At 41.8% G+C, this 25,636-nt stretch carries 24 protein-coding genes; all 24 read left to right on the top strand.

What is annotated here, in order from left to right; all coding sequences use genetic code 11:
* Nucleotides 1-5 precede the first annotated feature (5 nt).
* The 24 genes from atpE to ybeY all read left to right on the top strand — a co-directional run bounded on the left by atpE (nt 6) and on the right by ybeY (nt 25,625).
* The gene (gene atpE, locus BM398_RS00330) at nt 6-224 is read left to right on the top strand and encodes an ATP synthase F0 subunit C (protein WP_026654672.1); all 219 of its coding nucleotides are present in this window, start codon (nt 6-8) and stop codon (nt 222-224) included.
* Nucleotides 225-248: 24 nt separating this feature from the next.
* Entirely contained in the window at nt 249-740 is a 492-nt protein-coding gene (locus tag BM398_RS00335) for a F0F1 ATP synthase subunit B family protein (protein WP_092335949.1), read from the top strand.
* Nucleotides 741-1,008: 268 nt separating this feature from the next.
* On the top strand, nt 1,009-2,520 hold the full coding sequence (atpA, locus tag BM398_RS00340; protein ID WP_092336244.1) for a F0F1 ATP synthase subunit alpha: 1,512 nt from the start codon (nt 1,009-1,011) through the stop codon (nt 2,518-2,520).
* Nucleotides 2,507-3,451 carry an ATP synthase F1 subunit gamma gene (atpG, locus tag BM398_RS00345; RefSeq protein ID WP_092335950.1) on the top strand — a complete coding sequence of 315 codons (945 nt, stop codon included), beginning with the start codon at nt 2,507-2,509 and terminating at the stop codon, nt 3,449-3,451. The genes atpA and atpG overlap by 14 nt, the downstream gene beginning before the upstream one ends.
* The gene (atpD, locus tag BM398_RS00350) at nt 3,448-4,839 is read left to right on the top strand and encodes a F0F1 ATP synthase subunit beta (RefSeq protein WP_092335951.1); all 1,392 of its coding nucleotides are present in this window, start codon (nt 3,448-3,450) and stop codon (nt 4,837-4,839) included. Before atpG ends, atpD begins: the two co-directional genes overlap by 4 nt.
* Nucleotides 4,840-4,842: 3 nt before the next feature.
* Entirely contained in the window at nt 4,843-5,268 is a 426-nt protein-coding gene (gene atpC / locus BM398_RS00355) for an ATP synthase F1 subunit epsilon (protein WP_026654676.1), read from the top strand.
* Between the two features lie 13 nt (nt 5,269-5,281).
* Nucleotides 5,282-5,860: a hypothetical protein gene (locus BM398_RS00360; protein WP_092335952.1), complete on the top strand. Its 579-nt coding sequence runs from the start codon at nt 5,282-5,284 to the stop codon at nt 5,858-5,860.
* A gap of 33 nt (nt 5,861-5,893) precedes the next feature.
* Nucleotides 5,894-6,955: an acyltransferase family protein gene (locus BM398_RS00365; RefSeq protein ID WP_175531782.1), complete on the top strand. Its 1,062-nt coding sequence runs from the start codon at nt 5,894-5,896 to the stop codon at nt 6,953-6,955.
* Between the two features lie 3 nt (nt 6,956-6,958).
* Nucleotides 6,959-9,427, top strand: a complete 2,469-nt coding sequence (locus BM398_RS00370; protein WP_092335954.1) for a homocysteine S-methyltransferase family protein — start codon at nt 6,959-6,961, stop codon at nt 9,425-9,427.
* A gap of 24 nt (nt 9,428-9,451) precedes the next feature.
* A complete protein-coding gene (gene ilvB, locus BM398_RS00375; protein WP_092335955.1) occupies nt 9,452-11,083 on the top strand; it encodes a biosynthetic-type acetolactate synthase large subunit in 1,632 nt (543 codons plus the stop codon).
* A gap of 40 nt (nt 11,084-11,123) precedes the next feature.
* Nucleotides 11,124-11,606, top strand: coding sequence for an acetolactate synthase small subunit (gene ilvN, locus BM398_RS00380; RefSeq protein WP_026515331.1), 483 nt, complete (start codon nt 11,124-11,126; stop codon nt 11,604-11,606).
* Between the two features lie 168 nt (nt 11,607-11,774).
* Nucleotides 11,775-12,278: an acetolactate synthase small subunit gene (gene ilvN / locus BM398_RS00385; protein ID WP_026654681.1), complete on the top strand. Its 504-nt coding sequence runs from the start codon at nt 11,775-11,777 to the stop codon at nt 12,276-12,278.
* Nucleotides 12,279-12,366: 88 nt separating this feature from the next.
* Nucleotides 12,367-13,395 (top strand): ketol-acid reductoisomerase, encoded by a 1,029-nt coding sequence (gene ilvC, locus BM398_RS00390; protein WP_026654682.1) that lies wholly within the window; start codon nt 12,367-12,369, stop codon nt 13,393-13,395.
* A 119-nt stretch (nt 13,396-13,514) separates the two neighbouring features.
* Nucleotides 13,515-15,995, top strand: a complete 2,481-nt coding sequence (locus BM398_RS00395; protein ID WP_092335956.1) for a YfhO family protein — start codon at nt 13,515-13,517, stop codon at nt 15,993-15,995.
* A gap of 83 nt (nt 15,996-16,078) precedes the next feature.
* Nucleotides 16,079-17,350: a 3-isopropylmalate dehydratase large subunit gene (gene leuC / locus BM398_RS00400; RefSeq protein ID WP_092335957.1), complete on the top strand. Its 1,272-nt coding sequence runs from the start codon at nt 16,079-16,081 to the stop codon at nt 17,348-17,350.
* 12 nt (nt 17,351-17,362) lie between these two features.
* Entirely contained in the window at nt 17,363-17,860 is a 498-nt protein-coding gene (gene leuD / locus BM398_RS00405) for a 3-isopropylmalate dehydratase small subunit (RefSeq protein ID WP_092335958.1), read from the top strand.
* A gap of 3 nt (nt 17,861-17,863) precedes the next feature.
* A complete protein-coding gene (locus BM398_RS00410; protein WP_092335959.1) occupies nt 17,864-18,850 on the top strand; it encodes a glycosyltransferase family 2 protein in 987 nt (328 codons plus the stop codon).
* A gap of 38 nt (nt 18,851-18,888) precedes the next feature.
* Nucleotides 18,889-19,710 carry an Mrp/NBP35 family ATP-binding protein gene (locus tag BM398_RS00415; RefSeq protein ID WP_092335960.1) on the top strand — a complete coding sequence of 274 codons (822 nt, stop codon included), beginning with the start codon at nt 18,889-18,891 and terminating at the stop codon, nt 19,708-19,710.
* 25 nt (nt 19,711-19,735) lie between these two features.
* The gene (locus BM398_RS00420; RefSeq protein ID WP_175531783.1) at nt 19,736-21,130 is read left to right on the top strand and encodes an AI-2E family transporter; all 1,395 of its coding nucleotides are present in this window, start codon (nt 19,736-19,738) and stop codon (nt 21,128-21,130) included.
* Between the two features lie 88 nt (nt 21,131-21,218).
* The gene (locus BM398_RS00425; protein WP_092335962.1) at nt 21,219-22,262 is read left to right on the top strand and encodes a branched-chain amino acid aminotransferase; all 1,044 of its coding nucleotides are present in this window, start codon (nt 21,219-21,221) and stop codon (nt 22,260-22,262) included.
* 149 nt (nt 22,263-22,411) lie between these two features.
* On the top strand, nt 22,412-22,894 hold the full coding sequence (gene rlmH / locus BM398_RS00430; RefSeq protein WP_092335963.1) for a 23S rRNA (pseudouridine(1915)-N(3))-methyltransferase RlmH: 483 nt from the start codon (nt 22,412-22,414) through the stop codon (nt 22,892-22,894).
* The gene (locus BM398_RS00435) at nt 22,891-23,940 is read left to right on the top strand and encodes a PhoH family protein (protein ID WP_092335964.1); all 1,050 of its coding nucleotides are present in this window, start codon (nt 22,891-22,893) and stop codon (nt 23,938-23,940) included. Before rlmH ends, BM398_RS00435 begins: the two co-directional genes overlap by 4 nt.
* On the top strand, nt 23,927-25,138 hold the full coding sequence (locus tag BM398_RS00440; protein WP_092335965.1) for a hypothetical protein: 1,212 nt from the start codon (nt 23,927-23,929) through the stop codon (nt 25,136-25,138). The genes BM398_RS00435 and BM398_RS00440 overlap by 14 nt, the downstream gene beginning before the upstream one ends.
* Entirely contained in the window at nt 25,122-25,625 is a 504-nt protein-coding gene (ybeY, locus tag BM398_RS00445; protein WP_092335966.1) for an rRNA maturation RNase YbeY, read from the top strand. The genes BM398_RS00440 and ybeY overlap by 17 nt, the downstream gene beginning before the upstream one ends.
* Nucleotides 25,626-25,636: the final 11 nt, after the last annotated feature.

Raw genomic sequence — 25,636 nt, forward strand, 5'->3', positions numbered from 1 at the left:
ATAAAATGGATTTAACAGCAATAGGAGCAGCTATAGCTGCATTCACAGGATTAGGAGCAGGACTTGGTATCGGTATAGCTACTGCAAAAGCTACAGATGCGGTTGCAAGACAGCCGGAAGCTGACGGTAAGATAATGAAGCTTCTTCTTTTGGGTTGTGCACTTGCAGAGGCTACAGCTATCTACGGATTTGTAGTTGCTATTATGATTATTATTTTCAAATAATTATCGACAAAAAGGGGTTACGACGTGTTAAATGTAGATTGGATACAAATTGGTTTAACTATATTTAATCTTTTGGTTTTGTATTTGCTGGCGAAAAAATTTCTTTTCGGCAGGGTCGACGCTATTCTCATGCAGAGAAGAGAAGAAGTGGACAGTGCTACAAAAGCGGCAGATGCTGCTCAGCAGGAAGCGCTTGAGACCAAAAAAGAATATGAAGAAAAGATTGCTCATGTTGATGAAGAGAAAGAGCAGATCCTTGGCGACATCAAGAAGCAGGGATATGCGGAATATGAGCGTATTGTTAATGACGCCAGGAAAAAGGGCGATCAGATCATTGTTGAGGCTAAGCACAATGCCGAAGTTGAGAATGAACGTGCCAAAGAGGTATACGCAGCTCAGCTTACAGATATGGTTATAGATGCGGCATCCAAGATTGCCGCTACCAAGCACAGTGCTGCCGACGACAAAGAATTATACGACAAATTTATAAACGAAGCCGGAGCAAAGAATGAGTGAATTATTGAAAGCTAAACTGCGCTATGCGGGCATTGCTCCCAGTGAGGAACAGCTTTCCAAGATAAAGGGAATACTCCTTAAGAAGTTTGACGTTCCGGAAATTGATATGGAACTTGTTCAGGATACTTCTATCGGAGGCGGATTCATCGTATCATGCAAGAACTTTGAATACGACTGGTCCGATGCGGGAAGAGCAAGGCAGCTTCGTGCAGAATTAAATAACTTAAGCAGGAAGACCGGAGACAGAGAAACCGGCAAGATCATCAGTATGCTCAGCAGCAAAGTTGAGAACTTTGATCTTGCAATAGGTGACAGAGAAGTCGGAACGGTAACCTGGGTTGGAGACGGAATCGCTAATATCGACGGTATCGAGCATGCTTTCTATGGCGAGATCATCGAGTTTGAGGGCGGAACCAAAGGTATGGCCCAGGATATACGTGAAGATCACATCGGATGTATCCTGTTTGGAAACGATACAGGCATCAGACAGGGAACAAGAGCTGTCAGAACTTACAAGGAAGCCGGAATACCTGTCGGAGAAGCATTTATCGGAAGAGTAATAGATGCTCTCGGAACGCCTATTGACGGACTTGGAGATATCAAGGAATCCGGATACAGACCGGTTGAACAGCCGGCACCCGGAATTATTGAGAGACAGTCCGTAAATGAGCCTATGGAAACGGGAATCTTGTCTATTGATACCATGTTCCCTATAGGACGCGGACAGAGAGAGCTTATTATCGGTGACAGACAGACCGGTAAGACATCGATTGCCCTTGATACCATTATTAACCAGAAGGGCAAAAACGTAATATGTATATATGTTGCAATCGGTCAGAAAGCATCTACCGTTTCAAAGATCATACAGACACTTAAGAAGACGGGAGCTATGGACTATTCGATAGTTGTAAGCTCAACAGCATCAGATATGGCGCCGCTTCAGTATATTGCGCCGTATTCAGGAACAGCAATGGCTGAGTATTTCATGCATCAGGGTAAGGATTGCCTTATTGTTTATGACGATCTTTCCAAGCATGCCGTTGCATACAGAGCAATATCACTTCTTCTTGAGAGATCACCGGGAAGAGAAGCGTATCCCGGAGATGTATTTTATTTGCACTCAAGATTGCTTGAGAGATCAAGTAAACTTTCATCGGAACTTGGAGGAGGTTCAATTACTGCACTTCCTATCATTGAGACACAGGCGGGTGATGTATCTTCATACATTCCTACCAACGTTATATCTATTACAGACGGACAGATCTTCCTTGAGAGTGACCTGTTCTTTGAGGGAATGAGACCTGCCGTTAACGTAGGACTTTCCGTATCCCGTGTAGGTAGCGCGGCTCAGACCAAAGCGATGAAAAAAGCAGCGGGAAGTATAAGAGTGGATCTCGCACAGTACAGAGAAATGGCTGTGTTTACACAGTTTAGTTCAGACCTTGATGAGACAACCAAGAATCAGCTTGCACACGGAAATGTTCTTATGGAACTTCTTAAGCAGCCGCTTGAGCATCCGCTTGCAATGCATGAGCAGGTAATCATTCTGGTTGCTGTCGGTGCGGGCAGACTTGATATGATCCCTGTTAAAAAAGTCAGGGAATACAAAGAAAGACTTCTTGCTTATTTCGATACGGAACAGGGCGATATCTGCGAAGAACTTTCTAAGAGCGGAGATTTGTCCGATCAGTTAAAGAAGAAAATTATCGAAGCCGTTGATGCTTTCAACGACAGCGAGAACAAGAGACTTAAGGAAGAATTGGAAAGTGGCGACCATTAAAGAAATCAGGGATCGTATAAACAGTGTAAACGATACCAGAAAAATTACAAATGCGATGTATCTGATCTCTTCTACAAAGCTTCGAAGGGCGAAGAAGATGCTCACTGATACCGAGCCGTTCTTTTTTTCCACGCAGGCAATGATCTCACGTCTTGTAAGACATTTACCGGAAGGTGTTGATAATATCTTCCTGGAGACGAGGCTTGAAATCCCTGAGGATGAGCGAAGGAGAGGATACATCATCTTCACTGACGACAAGGGACTTGCGGGTTCTTATAACCACAATGTCATAAAGCTTGCCGAAGAGAAGATTGCAGCTGATAAAGGGGGCTGGAAACTCTTTGTCATAGGTGAGGTCGGCCGTTTTCATTTCCTTTCCAAGAATGTTGATATTGAGGAATCATTCATGTTTACGTCGCAGAATCCCACTCTTCACAGAGCAAGGAAAATAGCGGCGGAAATTCTTGATTATTACTATTCGAGAAAACTGGACGAGTTCTATATTATTTATACGACCGTTCACGGAACAAAGATTGATACTAAGTTTGAAAAGCTTCTTCCTCTTGAGATCATTACCGATATCAAGAGAGAAAAACCGGTGACCGGAACCATACTCGAAGAGTTCCTTATGGAGCCAAGCCCTTCGGCGATCCTGGATAATATAGTTCCCAATTATGTTACGGGATTTATTTACGGAGCATTGGTTGAGGCTTTTTGCAGTGTTCAGAGTGCCAGAATGATGGCGATGGATTCCGCGAATAAGAATGCGGAGGCAATGATCGCCGAACTTCAAAGAACCTATAACAGGCAGAGACAGGCAATGATAACTCAGGAAATAACTGAGGTTGTCAGCGGAGCGAAAGCTCTTAAGAATGCCAAAAAAGCCAAAGAGAGAAACAAAGATAAGCAGAAAACGAGGAATTACAGTTGAAAAACGGTAAGATTTTGCAGGTCATGGGACCTGTTGTAGACGTAAAATTTGAGGACAGCGATCTTCCTTATATCAGTGATGCACTCTTTGTAATGGTCGAAGACCAGAAGCGTGTCATGGAAGTTGCACAGCATATCGGTGACAACGTTGCAAGATGCATCATGCTTTCTCCCAGTGAGGGACTGAGCAAAGATATGGAAGTTTATCTCACGGGTGGACCTATCAGTGTTCCTGTAGGAGAGGAAGTCCTTGGAAGATTGTTTAATGTTCTCGGAGATACGATCGACAAAAAAGGTGATGTGAAGACATTGGAAAAATGGGATATTCACAGAGAACCACCGAGGCTTGTCGATCAGAGTCCCGTAGTTGAGATTCTTGAGACGGGAATAAAGGTTATCGATCTTCTTGCACCTTATGCAAAAGGTGGTAAGATCGGACTTTTCGGTGGTGCCGGTGTAGGTAAGACCGTCCTTATCCAGGAACTTATCCAGAATATCGCGACGGAGCACGGCGGATATTCAATCTTTACGGGAGTTGGAGAAAGATCACGTGAAGGTAACGACCTTTGGAGTGAAATGAATGAATCAGGCGTTATTAATAAAACAGCGCTTGTGTTCGGCCAGATGAATGAGCCACCCGGAGCAAGAATGCGTGTTGCGGAGACAGGGCTTACAATGGCTGAGTATTTCAGAGATGTAAAGCACCAGGACGTACTTCTTTTCATAGATAACATATTCAGATTTGTACAGGCGGGTTCAGAGGTTTCTTCACTTCTCGGAAGAATGCCTTCGGCGGTTGGATATCAGCCTACTCTTGCAACGGATCTTGGTATGCTTCAGGAGAGAATTACATCAACCAGACTTGGATCGGTTACATCCGTTCAGGCCGTATATGTGCCTGCGGATGACCTTACGGATCCTGCTCCTGCGACGACATTCGCGCATCTTGATGCTACGACGGTTCTTTCACGTAAGATTGTTGAGCAGGGTATTTATCCTGCGGTAGATCCTCTTGAATCTTCAAGCAGAATCCTTGAAGAGGACATTGTTGGAAAAGAGCATTATGAGACCGCAATAAAGGTTCAGGAGATACTCCAGAAGTACAAAGAACTTCAGGATATCATCGCAATCCTCGGTATGGAGGAACTTAGTGATGAAGATAAGATTACTGTTTACAGAGCAAGAAAGATTCAGAGATTTTTGTCTCAGCCTTTCCATGTTGCTGAACAGTTTACGGGTATAGAAGGAAAGTTTGTACCTCTTGCCGATACCATTAAAGGTTTCAAGGCCATTATTGACGGTGAGATGGACGAGTATCCGGAAGCTGCATTTTTCAACGTCGGTACTATTGAAGAAGTCGTTGAAAAAGCAAAGCAGATAGAGGCATAAAATATGAATGGTAATAAGGTAATGACCTTCGGACTGAGGGTAATTTCCGTCAACGGAATATTTTATGACGACAGGGCGGAAGAGATCATTTTACCTTGCGCAGACGGTGAGCTCGCCGTACTTGCCAATCATGAGGAAATGATCCTTGCGTTATCTGACGGTGTGATCAAGATTAAAAAGCCCGGTGGGGAGTGGCTTTATGGTGTGGTTAGTCTTGGTTCTGTTCAGGTTGCAAACAACAGATGTATCGTGCTTGTAAATACTGTAGAGAAACCCGAGGATATCGACAAACAGAGAGCTAGGGAGGCTTATGAATTCGCGATGGAACATTTGCAGCAGAAGCAGTCCATCAAGGAATTCAAGAAATCACAGGCCGGTCTTGCAAGAGCGCTTACAAGACTTAAGGCTGCATCAAAATACGTTGATTGATATGGAGATTGTTTTGGAAAAGAAGAGAAAATTCAAGATTGTTAATGTTGTTCTTAGTATGACATTTTTTATGGTATTAACAATTATGACGGGGTGTGGAAAGAAAGAGGATAGTGCTCTTTCTGCGTATAAGACAAGTATGTCGGAGTTTTACGACAAACTTGCGGAGTATGACAGTTCGATAAACGGTATAAATCCTGATTCCGACTCTGCAAAAGAGGAACTTCTCGGTTACCTTGATGAGATGAATGAGGCCTATAAGGCTATGGGGGAACTCAAAGTTCCGAATGAATTTTCAGGTATTGCGGATATTGCATCCGAGGCAAAAGACTATATGCAGATGGCGAATGAATGCTATCACAAAGCATATGACAATGAGTTTGATGAAGAGAGCTTATCTCTTGCAAGTCAGTATTACGAACGTGCAAATAAAAGAACCTTCATAATGTTGCAGGTTCTTCACGGGGAAAATCCCACGGATGAAGGCGTTTCGGTAACTACCGAAGATGCATTCAAATTTGCTACTATAAGTGATGATGACGAAGCTGAAGAAACAGAAGAAGTTACAGAAGATACAGAAAGCACTGAGTAATATCAGTGCTTCTTTTCTGAAATGGCCAAAATAATGAAAGAAAACAAATTCTTATATCTTGTAAATTTTATAGCATGCATGCTGGTTATCGTGATACATACAAGGTTTCCCGGAAACTTTGGAACAGCGATGGATGCCGTAAGCAGAATAGCGGTGCCTTATTTCTTTGCGTTGTCCGGAAGATTTCTTTTACGAGACGGGGATGAAGATACAGATAAGATCAGGGAAAAGAGCGGAAGATATCTCGTTAAGTTACTTAAGATAACGGGAATTGTCTATGCCGTTTATTTTGTTTTTTCTCTTTTAATTCATATTTATCTTGGCGATTCGATAAAAGAGTGGCTTGTATCAAAATATTCTCCGAAGGAAGCGCTTTGGTTTGTGCTTTTTAATTCAGGTACTTTTGTTTATGACTCTGTATTTACGTTCGATCATATGTGGTTTCTCTTTGCACTCATTTATGCGATCGGGCTGATCTATATATTTGCCGGAGTTCTCAGAAAATGGTACAAGTGGCTGATTGCGGGCCTTCTTTTTATGTTATATTTTGGAGAGGCACTTCAGACTTATTATCCGATAAGACCTTTTGATATCAGCATTACAACGTGGTATGTTATGAGAAACTGGCTGTTTGTCGGCCTTCCGTTTGTGCTTATAGGAATTTTTTTGTCTGATATTTTCAGGGAAAAGAAACAGGAATACGGCGATTCTTATGTTGAAGTGATGACAAAGAAAAAGCCCGTATTTATTCTTATGATCGCGGCAGGGATTGCCTGTTCGGTCGCAGAGACTTTTATCTTTGGAAAAAAAGAAGTCTATGTAGGATCGCTTATTGCGGTTGTCGGAATATTTCTTTTGTCCGAGTGCGAAGCCGGTTGCGGAAAGTATCTGTATAAGATCGGTAAAAAGAGTTCTGATGTAATTTACTATTATCATGTACTTGTTATTGCGGTACTTGATAGATTATCATACAGTGGGGTGATTCCTTATCCGTCAATGCGGGTTAAACCTGTGTTGGTGATGATACTGTGCTTGATGATTTTTTATGTTACCCCGATAGTTTTTGAGCAAAAGATTTGTGTAAAAGGAAAATGATCTATGACCAGAGAAGAATTTTTGAAATTTAGCGAAGACAGGGTAATATTCCTTGACGGAGCTACGGGATCCAATCTCATAAAAGCAGGAATGCCGGTCGGAGTATGCCCTGAAGACTGGATTCTTAATCATAAGGATGTCTTGAGAAATCTGCAGAGTGCTTATGCGGAGGCAGGCTCTCATATTGTCTATGCTCCCACTTTTACGGGAAACAGGATAAAGCTTGCAGATTATGGATTTGAAGGAAGAATTGAAGAGATAAATTCCGAACTGGTCAAGCTTTCCAAGGAAGCGGTCGGCGAAAGAGCGCTTGTCGCAGGCGACCTTACCATGACGGGAAAGCAGCTTAAGCCTATTGGCGACCTTGATTTTGAAGAACTTGTAGATGTTTATAAAGAACAGATAAGAATACTTGAAGGCGCAGGATGTGATCTTCTTGTTGTTGAGACGATGATGAGCCTTCAGGAATGCAGAGCTGCGCTCATTGCGGCAAAAGAAGTGTCCGATCTTGCGGTAATGGTAACTCTTACTTTTGAAGCGGACGGAAGAACTCTCTTTGGTTCAGATGCTGCGGCAAGTGCCATAACATTGGAAGCTCTCGGCGCATGTGCGATAGGTGCGAACTGCTCGACGGGCCCCGATAAGATGGTTGAGATTATTGGGAATATGGCTTCTGTAACAAGTATTCCGATCATTGCAAAACCTAACGCAGGACTTCCTTCAGTCGATGAAAACGGAAACACCGAGTATGACATGGACTGCAAGACTTTTGTAATTGAGATGGAGAAGCTTATAAATGCGGGTGCATCTGTCCTTGGCGGATGCTGCGGAACAACTCCCGACTTTATAAGCGGGCTCAAAGAAAGATACGGCGATCTGAAGCCTTCTACGATAAGAGATGATGAAGGAAATCCCATTCGCAGAAAAGATTCTTCAAAGAGATATCTTTCTTCAGAAAGAAGTAGTCTGGCATTTGGAATGGACGATCTTTTCATGATAGTAGGTGAGAGAATAAATCCTACAGGTAAGAAGAAACTTCAGGAACAGCTTCGCGAGGGCAATCTTGATATGGTAATCGACTTTGCTGAGAAACAGGAAGAAGACGGAGCGTCTATTCTTGATATAAACGTCGGCATGAGCGGAATTGATGAAAAGGGCATGATGCTCACGGTTATGGAGGAAGTTACTTCCATAACGGATCTTCCTCTTTGCCTTGATACGAGTAGTGCGGAGGTTATGGAAGCGGCTCTTAGAAGGTATCCGGGAAGAGCGCTTATGAATTCCATATCACTTGAGAAGGGTAAAGCAGAGGTATTTCTTCCGATTGCGAAGAAGTACGGAGCTATGTTCATCCTTCTTCCGCTTAATCCGGAGGGACTTCCCAAGAACACCGAAGAGAAAATCGGCAATATCGTTAAGCTCTCCGAGATGGCAAAAGATATGGGCATGACAAAACAGGACATTGTTGTCGACGGTCTTGTTGCGACAGTCGGAGCGGATCCCGCTGCGGCGCTCAATACGCTTGATACAATTGATTATTGTTATAAAAACGGTTTCGCTACAATATGCGGACTTTCAAATATTTCATTCGGACTTCCTCAGAGAAGTAACGTAAATACTGCGTTTTTGACCATGGCAATAGAAAAGGGACTTTCGATGGCAATTGCCAACCCTTCTCAGGAAATGCTGGTAAATGCCGCGTTTGCATCAGACCTTCTTAAGAAGAAAGAAGGCGCCGATCTTCGCTACATCCAGAGGATGCAAAGATATGAAATGAAGAATGAAAGTGGTGCACCTTCGGGAAAAGAGGTTAAAATCACCACTAACTCTAATGAAGACATTCTTGATATAATAAAAAAAGATGTGCTCACGGGTTCTAAGCGCAGCATCGTTAAGAACACCGAAAAAGCCGTGAATATGGGAATCGAGCCGAGGGTTATTCTGGACACCGTCCTGATGCCTGCGATCAACGAAGTGGGTGACCTTTTTGACAAGGGTAAATACTTCCTTCCGCAGCTTATAGCCGGAGCTGAAGCGATGAAGCTTTCAATCTCTTATCTTGAGCCGCTTCTTAAGGGCAGTGATGACGACGGCAAGGAACTTCCTGCAATAGTTATCGCAACCGTGCACGGCGATATTCACGATATAGGTAAGAACCTGGTGGCACTTATGCTTAAAAATTACGGCTTCAACGTCATCGATCTTGGAAAAGATGTGCCCAAGGAAGAGATAGTAAAGGCTGCGAAAGAAAACAACGCCAGCATAATCGCTCTTTCCGCACTTATGACCACAACAATGAAAGAGATGCGAAACGTTGTCGACCTTGCTCACGAAGAAAATCTTGATTCCAAGATAATAATAGGGGGCGCCGTTGTAACTCCCGATTATGCGGAAGAGATCGGCGCGGACGGATATTCAACCGATGCCGCAGATGCAGTGAGGCTGGTAAAACAGATTTTAAGCATAGACTAATAGAATAGATTTTGGAGGAACGACATGATAGGAGCTGAGGCTATAGTAAAATGCCTTGAAAAAGAGAAGACAGAAGTTGTATTCGGTTATTCGGGAGTTGCGATAGATCCTTTTTGGAACAAGATTCTCGAAACTGACATCAAGAGAGTACTTATAAGAACCGAGCAGAATGCCGCACATTGTGCAAGCGGATATGCGAGGATAAGTGGTAAGGTTGGTGTCTGTGCCGTGACTTCGGGCCCGGGTGCCACAAATCTTATTACAGGTATTGCAACGGCTTATGCCGACAGTATTCCTCTTGTTGCTATCACAGGTCAGGTAAACAGCGACATGATCGGAAGCGATGTTTTCCAGGAAGCTGACATTACCGGCGCTGTCGAGTCTTTTGTAAAATACAGTTATCTTGTGAGGGATGTTAATGACATTCCCAGAATTTTTAAAGAAGCTTTTTATCTTGCGGGAACAGGCCGAAAGGGACCCGTCCTTATAGATATTCCTTTTGATGTGCAGAATGCGCAGCTTGAAGGAAAATTCAGTTATCCCGAGACAATTTCCATGAGAACCTATAAGCCCACCGTTAAGGGAAATATGGTTCAGATAAAGAAAGTCATAAAAGAAGTTGAGAAGGCTAAGAAACCTATTATCTGCGTGGGAGGCGGTGTTCATTTAAGTAAGGCTACCGCTGAGATCAGAAAGTTTGCCGAACTTAACAGTGTGCCTGTTGTTTCTACAATGATGGGTATCGGCGTAATGCCTACAGAACATCCTCTGTATTTCGGAATGGTCGGAAATAACGGCCAGAGCTATGCAAACAGAGCGATGAACGAGTCGGATCTTCTTCTTATGGTAGGTGCGAGAGTCGCTGACAGAGCGGTAAACAGACCCGATCTTATAACCGAGAATAAGGTTATGGTTCATATTGATGTAGATCCCGCCGAGATCGGTAAAAATGTCGGACCGACGATTCCGCTTGTAGGTGACATTAAGCATATTTTTGCTGATTTCCTTGAGCAGGACGAGCATGCGGACGATCATTCAGAGTGGCTTGAGATCTTAAACGGTTACAAGAAAGATGCGGCTGTTAAGGCTAAGCCCGCAAAGAGCGGTTATGTTAAGCCAAAGGATTTCATCGTAAGACTCTCAGAGCTTATGAAGGACGATGCGATCTACGTTGCAGACGTAGGACAGAATCAGATGTGGTCCTGCGCATATCATATAGTAAAGAACGGCAGATTCATTACATCAGGCGGTATGGGAACAATGGGATATTCAATCCCCGCAGCTATGGGCGCAAAACTTGTAGATAAGAAAAAGCAGGTTATTGCGGTTACCGGCGACGGTGCTTTCCAGATGTCGATGATGGAACTTGCAACAATGAGACAGTACGGAATAAACGTAAAGATTGTTGTCATGAAGAACGGTTTCCTTGGAATGGTAAGAGAGCATCAGCACTTTGCTTATAACGACAATTATTCCATGGTTGAACTTCAGGGTGATCCCGATCTTTCTCTTATTGCCGCAGCATACGGAATGGATTATGAGAAGGTTGACGGAAACAGCGACATAGACGCCGAGATCAAAAAGTTCTTAAAGGACGATAAGTCGGCTCTTATGGAAGTCTGTGTAGATCCCATGGAACTTACAAAAGAGAAGTGATGATCGCTGTCACATATGATATTAGATAAGGAGCCCAGATATGAAGCGTATTTATTCAGTTCTTGTAGAAAACAGAGCAGGTGTCCTTTCCAAGGTATCCGGTTTGTTCTCGAGAAGAAATTTTAATATTGATTCACTTGTTGTAGGTGAGACTGCTGATAAGAGCGTGTCCTGCATGACAATTGTCTCATCGGGAGATGAGCGCACGATCGAACAGATCGAGAAACAGCTCAATAAGAAAATAGATGTCATCAAGGTAAAGACATTTAAAGAGAGCCTTAGTATAAACAGAGAGCTTATGCTCATCAAAGTAAAATACAATAAAGAAAACAGAAGAGACATCATGGAAAACTGTGAGATCATGAATGCTCAGATAGTTGATATGTCAAAGAACATGATGATCATTCAGATCTGTGATACGTCTGAAAGAATAGAACTCTTTATCGAAATGCTCAGAAGTGTAAGTATTGTCGAGATTGCGCGCACCGGAACGGTTGCACTTACAAAATGCAAAGAACAATGACGGCTTAAATCCGTCAATACAGCGCTTTATCGAGTTGAATCGGTAAAAAATTAAAGTGAAAAAGAAAAACTTGTTGAACAAGTGTGCTTGTAGTGCTACAATGCATATAATTGGTTAAAAAACAGGGTGCATATTTATCCTGAAATAATCAAAGGAGCAGAAAGTAAAATGCAGAAAAAAGTATTTCAGCTTCTCGTAGATAATAACCCCGGCGTTCTTTCGAGAATTTCGGGTTTGTTTTCAAGAAGAGGATATAATATTGAAAGTATCACGGCCGGTGTAACAGCCGATCCCAGATACACAAGAATCACTATAGTGGCTTCGGGAGACGACGTCATACTCGATCAGATTGAGAAACAGGTTGGCAAATTGGTGGATGTCAGAGATATTCACGAACTTATGCCTTCGGACAGTGTTTACAGAGAACTTGCCATGGTCAAAGTTAAGGCGGCTGCCGAGCAGAGACAGAGCATTCTTGCTACGGCAAATGTCTTCAGAGGAAATATTGTCGATGTCAGCGTTGATTCGGTCATTGTTGAGATCACAGGTAACCAGTCCAAGATTGATGCGTTCCTTAAACTTCTTGAGGGATATGAGATCCTTGAACTTGCAAGAACAGGAATTGCTGGACTCGGAAGAGGAACAGACAAGGTCATTTACTTAGATGATTGATGTTTAATTATTGATAATATATGATTTTGATCTTTCAAAATATATATAAACTTTTAAAACCTTAAAAGGAAAAACGGAGGAAAAAGAAATGTCACAGGATGCACGTATTTTTTATCAGGAAGATTGTAACCTTTCATTATTAGAGGGTAAGACTATTGCAATTATCGGTTATGGTTCACAGGGACATGCTCACGCACTTAACCTTAAAGATTCAGGATGCAACGTAATTATCGGTCTCTACGAGGGATCAAAGAGCAAGGCTAAGGCTGAGGCTCAGGGACTTAAAGTTTACAATACAGCAGAAGCTGCTAAGATGGCTGATATCATCATGATCCTTATCAATGATGAGAAGCAGGCTAAGATGTACAAAGAGGACATCGAGCCCAACCTTCAGCCCGGCAACATGCTTATGTTCGCTCATGGTTTCAACGTACACTTCGGACTTATCAAGGCTCCTAAGGATGTAGACGTTGCTATGATCGCTCCTAAGGCTCCCGGACACACAGTTCGTTCAGAGTACCAGGCAGGAAAGGGAACACCTTGCCTTGTTGCTGTTGAGCAGGATGCTACAGGTAAGGCACTTGATCTTGCACTTGCTTACGGTGCAGGAATCGGTGGAGCAAGAGCAGGTCTTCTTGAGACTAACTTCAGAACAGAGACAGAGACTGACCTCTTCGGTGAGCAGGCAGTTCTTTGCGGCGGTGTATGTGCACTTATGCAGTGCGGTTTCGAGACTCTTGTTGAGGCAGGATATGATCCCAGAAACGCTTACTTTGAGTGTATCCACGAGATGAAGCTCATCGTAGACCTTATCTATCAGTCAGGCTTCGCAGGAATGAGATATTCAATCTCTAACACAGCTGAGTACGGTGATTACATCACAGGACCTAAGGTTATCACACCTGAGACAAAGAAGGCTATGAAGCAGATCCTTAAGGACATCCAGGATGGAAGCTTCGCTAAGGAATTCCTTCTTGATATGTCAGAGGCAGGCGGACAGGTTCACTTCAAGGCTATGAGAAAGCTTGCATCTGAGCATCCCGCTGAGAAGATCGGTGAGGAGATCAGAAAGCTTTACAGCTGGAACAACGAGTCTGATAAGCTTATCAACAACTAATCCGTATATAATTGAAATTGTTTCAAAATAGGGATAATATAGAAAGAGTGTCGTTTATTTAAATGGCGACACTCTTTTTTCTTTAGATTAAGCATTTTTTTATATACGAGGAGATTATATTGGATACTGGTTTGGAAACTACTAATACTAAGAAAAAAATTACGGAAAAAAGCTGGTATGTGCCTGTGGTAATGTTTCTTAGCGCATACCTTATGTATGTGATCGCTGTACTTCCTATTCTCATCAAGAGAGGAATGCCTTTCTTTTATTATGGCGACTACAATGTACAGCAGATCCCGTTTTATATCCTTGCACACAGAGCGGTACGAAACGGACAGTTCTTTTGGAACTGGAATGTCGATCTGGGCGGAACAATGTTTGGAGATTTTGCATTTTATCTCTGGGGAAGTCCGTTCTTTTGGCTGACCACTCTTTTCCCTGAGAGTGCGATACCTTTCATGATGCCTTTTCTGATGGCACTTAAATATGCCGTATCGGCTACATGTGCTTATCTGTATATCAGAAAATATGTACATAAGTATACCTATGCCATGATCGGTGGTTATCTCTATGCATTTTCAGGATTTAACGCATGCAACATAGTGTTCAACCATTTCACGGATGCAGTTGCATTCTTCCCACTGTTCCTTTTGGCATTTGACAATCTTATGAATGCGCCCGCAAAAGAAGACGGTAAGTATAAGTTCGCAGGAAAGCCGTTTGTATTGTTTGCGCTTATGACAGCTTTTATGTCTATCGTGAATTACTACTTTTTCTTCGGACAGGTTGTCTTTCTGATTATCTATTTCGTTATCAGATATGTCGATCTTGAAGATAAAGAAATCATTGCGGTCAGATTCGGAAGAGCATTTGCTTCGGGAGTTGTGGGAGTTTTGTTTGCGGGATTTTTCCTTCTGCAGGCTTTTGTCGGTGTTCAGGGCAACACAAGACTTGATAATTATATAAACGGCTATGATATGCTTGTTTATCCAAGCGAAAAGCTTCTTTTTGATATCGTTAAGAGCCTTTCAATGCTTCCCGACATAATCGGAAAGGGAACACTTTTCTATACCGGAACCGTTAAGAATGCATCTCTTGCGGCTTATATTCCTTTGTTCGGAATTTCAGGCGTTATAGCATTCTTTTTACAGAATAAAAAGAAAAAGACCTGGCAGAAGACACTTATCACGGTATGTGCGGTTATAGCAGTGGTGCCTGTATTAAATGCGGCATTTTCTATGTTTAACAGTTCATACTATGCAAGATGGTTCTATATGCCCATCCTTATCATGTGTCTTATGACTTCAATGGCTGCTGAGCGTGGAAAGTCAATACAGATGAAAAAGGGCGCCGTTGCTGCGGTTATAATGTTCCTGTTCTTTGTTTTTGTATACCTTCTTCCTTCCAAGAATGACAAGGGAGATATTGTATTCTTCAACATGACTGAGAATGTTCACATCTTTTTAAAGGATCTTCTCTGGTCTTCAATTCTGTCATTTATGCTTTTGGTTACGATATTCCTTATACCGAAGCGCTTTAAATTTGAACAGAAGATGTTTGAAGAAAAGAAAGTAAGAATGCACATCAGCTTCAGAGATCATCTTGTTCTCGGAATTGTAATCGTAAGCTGTGTTCTTTCTACATATGTTCCCATCGTCAACGGAAGTTCCATCATTTCCGACAGGGGAAAAGAGAAGTGGCAGAATCAGATGCTCTTTAACAAGGTTAATGTTGATCAGTCAAGTTTCTGCAGAGGTGAAGTTGACAGCACATCGACCAACTACGATATGGTCTGGGGAATACCTTCGATTCATTGCTTCTTAAGTACGGTTCCGTCTGAGATCTTTGATTTCCTTGACGGCGCTGCAGGAATCACAAGAACCGTTGAGACCAATATTCCAGTAAACAGAGCAGGTATCCGTTCAATCTTATCTGCAAGATATTACATGGAAAATGAACAGGTTAGTAAGAACAGGCTCTTCAATGACGGAGAGGGTACAGAAGGATATTCATTCCGTGATAATCAGGACGGATTTGACGTATTTGAGAATTCAAATTACATCCCTATGGGATTTGCGTATGATTACTACATAACCGAAGATGAGTGGGGCGACCTCGATCCTGCGGATTATGACTATGAACTTGCAAGAGTCCTTATCCTTTCAACTGAAGATGCGGTCAAATATGCCGATTCACTTGGAATGGAAGAGATGAAGTCTGAGGAATTATCCAATGCAAGTCTGACTTACAGCAAGTTTACGGAAGAGTGTAAAAAGAGAGCACAGACCGCATGTACATCATTTACAACCGATACATATGGATTCAGCGCAAAGACAGCCAATCTTGGGGAAGGAAGACTCGTATTTTTCTCGGTTCCTGCGACAGAAGGCTTTAGCTGTACGGTTGACGGACAGGATACTGATATAGTAAAAGCCGATTACGGTCTTATGGCTATTCCTGTACCTGCGGGAGTTCATGACATCAGAGTTACCTACACACCTGAAGGATTCAAGGCAGGTCTTGCAATGTCGATCGTAGGAGCGGCTTTATTGGTAATTTATTCAATCTATACATTAAAAATTATCAAGAAAAACGATTAAATTTGTCATGTTCTTTATGTGAGAACGTTGTGTTATATTTAGTAGTATATTTTTGATTATAATTAATTGAAGGAGATTACAATATGAGCGGAATGACTATGAGCCAGAAGATATTGGCAGCCCATGCCGGACTTCCCGAGGTAAAAGCTGGGCAGCTTATCGAGGCTAATCTTGATCTTGTTCTTGGCAATGACATTACAAGTCCCGTTGCTATTAACGAGATGGCTAAATTTACAAAGGACGGCGTGTTTGACAAAGATAAGATCGCTCTTGTCCCCGATCACTTTACTCCTAACAAGGATATTAAGTCTGCAGAGAACTGCAAGTGCGTAAGAGAATTCGCAAGAAAGAATAAGATCACAAACTACTTTGAAGTAGGCCAGATGGGAATTGAGCATGCGCTTCTTCCCGAGCAGGGACTTACGGTTCCCGGTGACCTTATCATCGGCGCAGATTCACATACATGTACATACGGTGCGCTCGGCGCTTTCTCAACAGGTATCGGTTCTACCGATATGGCTGCCGGAATGGCTACAGGTAAGGGATGGTTCAAGGTTCCCAGTGCCATTAAGTTCAACATCATCGGAAAGCCCTCAAAGTGGATTAGCGGTAAGGATGTTATCCTTCATATTATCGGTATGATCGGTGTTGACGGAGCTCTTTATAAATCAATGGAGTTTGTCGGTGAAGGTATCAAGAACCTTACAATGGATGACAGACTTACAATTGCAAATATGGCTATCGAAGCAGGCGGAAAGAACGGTATTTTCCCTGTTGATGATATTGCAAAAGAATATCTCAAGGAGCATGCTCTGGGTAAAGAATATACTGTTTATGAAGCAGATCCAGATGCTGAATACGATGAGGAGTATACAATTGACTTAAGCACTCTTAAGCCTACAGTTGCTTTCCCTCATCTTCCTGAAAATACTCACACATTTGATGAGATTGAAGATACAAAGATCGATCAGGTTGTTATCGGTTCTTGTACAAACGGACGAATCGGAGATCTCAGAACTGCTGCGGAAGTTATCAAGGGAAGAAAAGTTGCACAGGGAATCAGATGTATCGTTATCCCCGCAACTCAGAAGATCTTTTTACAGGCTATGGAAGAAGGACTTATCAAGAGCTTTGTTGAAGCCGGTGCGATCGTATCAACACCTACCTGCGGTCCTTGCCTTGGCGGATATATGGGTGTCCTTGCTTCAAAAGAGAGATGCGTTTCTACAACAAACAGAAACTTTGTCGGCAGAATGGGTGCAATAGATTCCGAGATTTATCTTGCTTCTCCGGCTGTAGCCGCTGCAAGTGCGATCACAGGAAAAATTTCACAACCCGCTGAACTTGGATTATAAGGAGAATAGAAAATGAAGGCTGCAAAAGGTACAGTTTTTAAATATGGTGATAATGTAGATACAGACGTAATCATTCCTGCCCGTTATCTTAACAGTACAACGGGTGAAGAGCTTGCAAAGCATTGCATGGAAGATATCGATAAGGACTTTACAAAGAATGTTAAAGCAGGAGATATCATCGTTGCCGAGAAGAATTTCGGTTGCGGATCTTCAAGAGAACATGCACCTCTCTCAATTAAGTGCGCCGGCGTAAGCTGTGTTATTGCTAAGAACTTTGCCAGAATCTTTTACAGAAACAGCATCAATATCGGACTTCCCATCATTGAATGCGAGGAAGCCGCAGATGCTATCAAGAACGGAGATATTGTAAGCGTAGACTTTGACTCCGGCATCATTACGGATGAAACGACAGGGGAGAAATTCCGTGGACAGGCTTTCCCTGAATTTATGCAAAAGATAATTGATTCTGAGGGGCTTATCAATTATATAAACTCATCGGAGGAGAAATAAAAAATGAACAGATTATTCTGCGTGATTCCTTGTTATAACGAACAGGAAGTATTACCTGAGACATCCAAAAGACTCAAGGAAAAGATTGAAGACCTTGTCGGAAGAAAGATGATCGCTCCCGACAGCAGGATCCTTCTGGTAAACGATGGTTCAAAGGATGAAACATGGAATATAATTAAAAAACTTCATGAAGAAGATGAAGTCTTTCAGGGAATAAATCTCTCAAAGAATATGGGACATCAGAACGCTCTTTTGGCAGGACTTATGACTGCCAAGGATCTTTGTGATATGGCCATTTCTCTTGATGCGGATCTTCAGGACGACATCAATGCGATCGATGCCATGGTTGATAAATTCAACAAGGAAGATTGCGAAGTTGTATACGGAGTAAGATCTAAGAGAACTACTGATACTTTTTTTAAGAGATTTACTGCTGAATCATATTACAAGCTCATTGATGCAATGGGTGCAAAGACAGTCTATAACCATGCGGATTACAGACTTCTTAGCAGAAGAGCTCTTCAGGCTCTTTCTGAGTTTGGAGAAGTTAATCTTTTCCTCAGAGGAATTGTTCCCATGCTCGGCTTTAAATCTGATATTGTATATTATGAGAGAGCTGAGAGATTTGCCGGAGAGAGTAAGTATCCTCTTAAGAAGATGCTCAGTTTTGCGATTGAGGGAATCACAAGCCTTAGCACAAAGCCCATAAAGATGATAACGGGGCTTGGCTTCTTTATTTTCTTTGCAAGTATTGTGGTACTTATATATTCACTTGTGAGATATTTTACAAACCATACGATTCCCGGATGGACAACAACCGTTCTTTCCGTATGGGCAATCGGTGGTCTTATCATGATCTCTCTTGGTGTAATAGGAGAGTATATTGGCAAGATCTATCTTGAGACCAAGAATCGTCCGAGATTTATTATCGAGTCTTATGTCGGTGACAAAGAAGATGAAGAAATTGCTGATTGCGTATATAAGCGTTAAACTTTTGCATAAACTTTTTTATGAAACGGAGATAGAAAATGGCTAACGGACACGGTAAGAAGCCGGAGGACTTTAAGAAGCAGATGGAGGACAACTTTAAAGTTGCTCCCGGAGAACATACACATGTAAAGAAGGTTATCGGAATAGTAAGCGGAAAGGGTGGTGTTGGAAAGAGTCTTGTGACAGGCCTTTCTGCTGTATATATGGCAAGAGAAGGCTTCAAGACAGCAATCCTTGACGCTGATATTACGGGGCCTTCAATTCCGAAGATGTTTGGAATAGGACAGGCTAAGAACGCTGATGAGACAGGTCTTTTACCTGCTGAATCAGAAAAAGGGACAAAGGTAATGTCTCTTAATATGCTTATGGATAATGAGACGGATCCCGTTATCTGGAGAGGACCTGTTATTGCAGGTATCGTTAAGCAGTTCTGGTCTGATGTAAACTGGGGTGATGTTGACTTTATGTTTGTTGATATGCCTCCCGGAACTGGTGATGTTCCGCTTACTGTTTTCCAGTCTCTTCCCGTGGACGGAATAATTGTTGTCGCGACTCCTCAGGAGCTTGTCGGCATGATAGTTGAAAAAGCAATAAATATGGCTGAGATGATGAAAATCCCGGTACTTGGTATCGTGGAGAACATGAGCTATATGAACTGCCCTCATTGCGGAAAGCCTATAAATATATTCGGCGAGAGCAAGATTGAGAGCTATGCGGCTTCAAAGGGAATCAACATTCTTGGAAGGATTCCTCTTGATCCGGCTATTTCAGCACTTTGTGACAGTGGAAAAATTGAAGAAATAAATGATGATTATCTCGACAGCTTAAAGTACATTTTGAAGGAAATGACAGAGCAGTAATGTCGGATAATCGGGGGGCATGAATATGAAAATGAGACCGGAGAAAAACCAGGTAACCTGGGCAATAACAATTTTCTTCCTTAGCATTGCGATAATGCTCGCTTATTATGTAATATTTAACGGAATATCTGTCGTCAAGACGGTTTCCAAGGTGGTGGATTCCTTATCTGGAATTATAATAGGCGTGATCATTGCGTTCGTTCTCATACCGCTTACGGATGGGATTGAGAGGAAGATAGTTATTCCCATATATCATTTGAGGGGATATGACATTTCGCGTGCATCAAACGTGAATGCTAAAAAGAGAAAACAGGCTAGGAAAATATCTGTTGCAATCACAATGCTTATTTTCCTGTTTGTAATATACAGTTTGTTCAGGATCATTATTCCTGAACTTATAGACAGTATCAGGCAGATCGTAAGGAAGTTTCCTGAGTATGAAAAGCAGATAAACGAAGAATCACAGCTTTTGTTTGAATCAAACTCAATCGAGGTTCAGAATTTTATTAATTCGCAGCTCGACCGTTCTTATGTTTCGCTAAGTGAATTCCTTCAGGAAAAGCTTATGCCGCTTGTGCCGAGTGTTGATTCTTTCTTTAAGATGGCATCTCAGGGAGTGTTCTCTATTATCAAGGTTCTTTTTGACCTTGTTGTAGGACTTATTGTTGCAATATATGTTCTTAATTCCAAAGAGGTGTTCTCTACAAAAGGTAAGAAAATTGCCTATGCTTTATTTAGGGAAGAATTTGCAAATGAAGTTATCGGCGGATTCAGATTTATCGGTGATATTTTTGAAGGATTTGTGGGCGGTAAGCTGGTTGATTCCGTAATAATAGGAATTATTTGCTATATAGGATGTGTTCTTCTTAAACTTGATTATCCTTTGCTTATTTCTGTTATTGTAGGCGTGACCAATATTATTCCTTTCTTTGGACCGTATATCGGAGGAGCGATAGGAGCGATGCTTCTTTTGATAACTCCGGTAAAGGCACTTATTTTTCTGATATTTATTATCGTACTGCAGCAGTTTGACGGAAATATTTTAGGACCTACGATCCTTGGAAGTTCAACAGGTCTTTCAAGTTTTTGGGTTCTCTTTTCAATCACATTCTTTGGCGGAATGTGGGGAATAGTAGGATGGCTTGTGGGTGTTCCCATTTTTGCCGTCATATATGCCTTTATATCGAGGATTACCAATATCCTTCTTACCAAGAAAGAACTCAGTGTCGTGACGGAGGATTATGACGATCTTGCGTATATAGAGAATAAAGAGTACAAGACGCTTACCGATGAGCATAATGATAAGTACAATGCACACAAAGAAGTCGGTATGGTGACAAAGCTCTATCACAACGGCCGCGATAAGGTGAAGGGGATTGTCGAAAAGGTTAAAAAGAAAGATAAACCCGACAAGAAATAATTGTTTTTATTCATTACTTGACGTTCAAAAATATTGGACTATAATTTAACTATTAGCGCTTTGCCGCATTAAAGTAACTGGAAAGGGGATGCAGTGTAAAATGAGCAAGAAAAATTTAGATTGGGCAAATATCGGCTTTAATTACATGGTTGCCGATAAGAGATTCGTTTCAAATTATAAAGACGGAAAATGGGATGACGGTGTCATTACCGATGACAATATGATCGTACTTAGTGAGGATGCGGGTGTTCTTCATTACGCACAGGAGTGCTTTGAGGGACTTAAGGCCTATGAGACTGAGGATGGCAAGATCGTAACTTTCAGACCTGACTTAAATGCCAAGAGAATGGTAGATTCAGCTACAAGACTTGAGATGCCTGCTTTCCCTGAAGATAAATTTATCGAGGCTGTTGAGAAAGTTGTTAAGGCTAACCTTGACTGGGTTCCTCCTTACGGAAGCGGAGCAACACTTTACATCAGACCTGTTATGTTCGCTACAGGTAATGTTATCGGTGTTAAGCCAGCTGACGAGTATCAGTTCAGAATTTTTGTAACACCCGTAGGACCTTACTTCAAGGGTGGTGCTAAGCCTATCGTTGTTAAGATAAGTGATTTCGACAGAGCAGCACCGCACGGAACAGGAAACATCAAGGCCGGACTTAACTATGCAATGAGCTTACATCCTATCGTAAAGGCTCACGAGGAAGGTTTTGCCGAGAACGTATATCTTGATGCAGAGAGCAGAACATACATCGAGGAGACAGGCGGAGCTAACATCATCTTCGTTACTAAGGAAGGTGGACTTGTAGTTCCCAAGTCACACACAGATTCAATTCTTCCTTCAATCACAAGAAGATCTATCGTTTATGTTGCTAAAGAGATTCTTGGTCTTAATGTTGAAGAGAGACCTGTTAAGCTTTCAGAAGTTGAGAACTTTGTTGAGATGGGACTTTGCGGAACAGCTGCTGTTATAAGCCCTGTTGGTAAGATCAACGATCACGGCAAGGAAATCTGCTTTGCAAGCGGAATGGATGAGATGGGACCTGTTATCAAGAAACTCTATGATACACTTACAGGAATCCAGATGGGACGCGTTGAAGCTCCTGAAGGATGGATCCACACAATCAAATAAAATGAACAATATCGAAGCAGATGCAGAAATAACAATGCATCTGCTTCTTTTTTTGCGCGATTTAATGCATAGAATGTGATATAATGTATGAGATTATTTGATGATAGCCTGCGGTCATTTTATGTAGACTTAAAAACAGGAGAATATTTTTGGGTAATATCAGTATAATTTGTGTCGGCAAGATCAAGGAAAAGTACTGGAATGATGCGATAGCGGAATATTCCAAGAGGCTTTCGAGATATTGCAAATTAAGTATCGTGGAAGTTGCCGACGAGAAAACTCCGGACAATGCTCCGCCTGCGGTAGAGGAGCAGATTAGGAAAAAAGAAGCGGAGAGAATTTTAAAGAATATTGATGAGAGAGCACATGTCTGTGTACTTGCCATAAAGGGCAAGAGATATACGTCGGAAGCTTTTTCTGAATATATAAGCGGGCTTGGTGTAAACGGCACAAGTCACATACAATTTGTCATAGGAGGATCGCTTGGACTACATGAAAGCGTCCTTAAGAGGGCGGATTCATCAATCAGCTTTTCGGATATGACATTTCCTCATCAGATGATGAGAGTTATTCTTTTGGAACAGATTTATCGTGGTTATAAAATTTTCTGTGGAGAACCGTACCATAAATGAGTGAGATTACAGAACTTAGATTAGCGCTTACTGCTGAGGATGAGCGCAATATATTCGGCGGAAACGACAGCTATATCCGCAAGATTGAAGACAGTCTTCATGTTGAGATCATCGACAGAAACGGTGAGCTTCGCATAATCGGTGAAAAAGAGGGAGCAAACAAGGCTTCAAGTATTATAAGAGAACTTGTTCAGCTTTCAAGGAGAGGCTCGAATATTGAAGAGCAGAGCGTTGATTACGCAATCTCATTAAAAGAAGATGCCGCTAAGAACAAGGATGTTGCACAGAATGACAATGTTCTTGTTGATATAGACAGAGATATAATCTGTCATACGATTTCGGGTAAACCTATTAAACCCAAGACTCTCGGACAGAAGAAATACATTGATGCGATCAGAAATAAGATGATCGTTTTCGGACTCGGACCTGCCGGAACGGGTAAGACTTATCTTGCCATGGCTATGGCGATAACGGCGTTTCAAAGGGAAGAGGTCAGCAGGATCATTTTGACAAGACCAGCGATTGAGGCAGGAGAGAAGCTCGGATTTTTGCCGGGTGACTTACAGAGTAAGGTTGATCCTTATTTAAGACCTTTATACGATGCTCTTTATCAGATAATGGGCACTGAGAATTTTATCAAGAATATGGAAAAAGGGCTTATTGAAGTTGCGCCTCTTGCGTATATGAGAGGAAGAACTTTGGATAACGCTTTTATAATTCTCGATGAGGCACAGAATACAACACCTGCGCAGATGAAGATGTTTCTTACACGAATCGGATTCGGTTCAAAGGTTATCATCACAGGTGATGCGACTCAGAAGGATCTTTCAGCAGATGTCAGATCCGGACTTGAGATTGCGGGAAATGTCTTAAAGGGAATTGATGATATAGCTTTTTGTACACTTACCAGCAGCGATGTTGTGAGACATCCGCTTGTTCAGAAGATTGTTAAGGCTTATGAAGATTATGAGAAGAAAGCCGAAAACAAGAAGAAAAAGAAGTCTATACAAAAATTGGAGAAGCGTTCAGACAATGGCAAACGATAAGATTTCGAATGTGAAAGTCAAATTGTTATATGCGGCAATGCTTATTTTTACAGGAGTTATTGTATTTGCTTTTTCTTTTTTCACGGATAAAAGCTATGAAGCTACTTTGAGAAACACGATCGTATCCGTAGCCATCGCGGGGACAATTGTTTTTATGCTTGTTGATGCCGTGGCTGACGGACAGAACAGATTGTTATATGATAACAATGAGGTGAGAAACCGCTTTGTTGCGGGATATTTTGTTGCACTCATTTTGGCATGTGTATTCAGCCTGATACCTAATGTGTTTTGGCCGTACATGTCACTTTTTGTTATGCTTGCACTTTTTTCAAATACGGAGATCGGTATGATAACAGGCGTAGGCCTTGTTTCGATTTCTGTCATGCTCGAAAAAAACGGAGGATGCGGAGAGTTATTTATGTATATCCTTGCCGGAGCGGTTGCTATAGCAATGTTCAGGGACTTGGAAGAAGATACCGAGATAGGTATTCCGACATTTATTTCTCTTATGATGCAGGCGGTATTTTTGATTGCATATAACGTATTGTTCCAGAACAGAACTTTTTCCGTAATCCTGCTTGTTTCACCGGCCATCAATATTATGCTCAATCTTACCATCCTTCTTATATTCCTGAATATTTTCGGTGTTTATGTTATAAGACGGACAAATGATATGTATATGGTAATCAATGATGCGGATTTCCCGCTTCTTGTTACTCTCAAGGAAAATAATAAAGACGAATATTACAGAGCCATCCATACGGCATATATTGCCGAGAGAATGGCGCTTGGATTAAATATAAATGCAAGAGCGGTCAAGAACTGTTCTTATTATCACAGGATAGGTGTGCTTGAAGGAAAGACGGAATGGGATGATGTCAAACATATCTATACGGATAACAGCTTCCCGACGGAGGCGATGAATTTTTTACATGATTATATCGAACCTAAAAAGAATGAGCCCAAATCCAAGGAGGCACTTGTTGTCAGACTTGGCGAAATGCTTATTGCGTCCATAATGTATCTTCTTAAAAAAGATAAGGATGCGAAGATTGATTATGACAATCTTATCGATTCGATAATAGACAAAAAAATTTCCGAAGGTGAACTTAAAGATTATGATGTCACGTTCAGGGAACTTGAAGTTATGAAGAAGATAATGAAAAAGGAGAAGCTTTACTATGACTTTTTGCGTTGAAAATGAGACGGGAGCTGTTTTTGATTTTGATCCCGAGGAAGTTGCGACGCTTGTTGCAAAAGAAGTCTTAAGGTCAGAGGGGTGTGACAGGGAAGTTGAGATAAGTCTCACGATCACCAATGATGAGGGAATACAGGAGCTTAACAGAGAATTCAGGGAAATAGACAGGCCGACGGATGTTCTTTCTTTTCCCAATGTCTCATATGAGGAACCGGGGGATTTTTCCGTTATGGAGGGAGAGCAGGAGGTCGATCTTCTCAATCACGATACAGGAAATATTATGTTTGGCGATATTGTTGTGAACGAGGACAGGGTTAGAAGTCAGGCTGAAGAATACGGTCACAGCACAAAGAGGGAATTTGCTTTTCTCATCGCTCACAGCATGCTTCATCTGTGCGGTTACGACCACATGGAGGAAGATGAAGCAAAGGTAATGGAAAAGAAACAGAGCGATGTTCTTAATACACTTGGAATAACAAGAGACTGAAAATAATACAA

It is taken from the genome of Butyrivibrio sp. M55 (genome assembly GCF_900116865.1).
Classification (GTDB): domain Bacteria; phylum Bacillota; class Clostridia; order Lachnospirales; family Lachnospiraceae; genus Butyrivibrio.

Bases quoted from the DNA above. Each gene is read 5' to 3' on its own strand.
- leuD (WP_092335958.1), top strand. From the start codon at position 17,363: ATGAAGGCTGCAAAAGGTACAGTTTTTAAATATGGTGATAATGTAGAT.
- atpA (WP_092336244.1), top strand. From the start codon at position 1,009: ATGCTCAGCAGCAAAGTTGAGAACTTTGATCTTGCAATAGGTGACAGA.
- ilvN (WP_026515331.1), top strand. From the start codon at position 11,124: ATGAAGCGTATTTATTCAGTTCTTGTAGAAAACAGAGCAGGTGTCCTT.
- BM398_RS00420 (WP_175531783.1), top strand. From the start codon at position 19,736: ATGAAAATGAGACCGGAGAAAAACCAGGTAACCTGGGCAATAACAATT.
- ilvN (WP_026654681.1), top strand. From the start codon at position 11,775: ATGCAGAAAAAAGTATTTCAGCTTCTCGTAGATAATAACCCCGGCGTT.
- leuC (WP_092335957.1), top strand. From the start codon at position 16,079: ATGAGCGGAATGACTATGAGCCAGAAGATATTGGCAGCCCATGCCGGA.
- BM398_RS00435 (WP_092335964.1), top strand. From the start codon at position 22,891: ATGAGTGAGATTACAGAACTTAGATTAGCGCTTACTGCTGAGGATGAG.
- BM398_RS00425 (WP_092335962.1), top strand. From the start codon at position 21,219: ATGCAGTGTAAAATGAGCAAGAAAAATTTAGATTGGGCAAATATCGGC.
- BM398_RS00365 (WP_175531782.1), top strand. From the start codon at position 5,894: ATGAAAGAAAACAAATTCTTATATCTTGTAAATTTTATAGCATGCATG.
- ybeY (WP_092335966.1), top strand. From the start codon at position 25,122: ATGACTTTTTGCGTTGAAAATGAGACGGGAGCTGTTTTTGATTTTGAT.
- ilvB (WP_092335955.1), top strand. From the start codon at position 9,452: ATGATAGGAGCTGAGGCTATAGTAAAATGCCTTGAAAAAGAGAAGACA.
- atpE (WP_026654672.1), top strand. From the start codon at position 6: ATGGATTTAACAGCAATAGGAGCAGCTATAGCTGCATTCACAGGATTA.
- BM398_RS00410 (WP_092335959.1), top strand. From the start codon at position 17,864: ATGAACAGATTATTCTGCGTGATTCCTTGTTATAACGAACAGGAAGTA.
- BM398_RS00440 (WP_092335965.1), top strand. From the start codon at position 23,927: ATGGCAAACGATAAGATTTCGAATGTGAAAGTCAAATTGTTATATGCG.
- ilvC (WP_026654682.1), top strand. From the start codon at position 12,367: ATGTCACAGGATGCACGTATTTTTTATCAGGAAGATTGTAACCTTTCA.
- atpC (WP_026654676.1), top strand. From the start codon at position 4,843: ATGAATGGTAATAAGGTAATGACCTTCGGACTGAGGGTAATTTCCGTC.
- BM398_RS00415 (WP_092335960.1), top strand. From the start codon at position 18,889: ATGGCTAACGGACACGGTAAGAAGCCGGAGGACTTTAAGAAGCAGATG.
- BM398_RS00370 (WP_092335954.1), top strand. From the start codon at position 6,959: ATGACCAGAGAAGAATTTTTGAAATTTAGCGAAGACAGGGTAATATTC.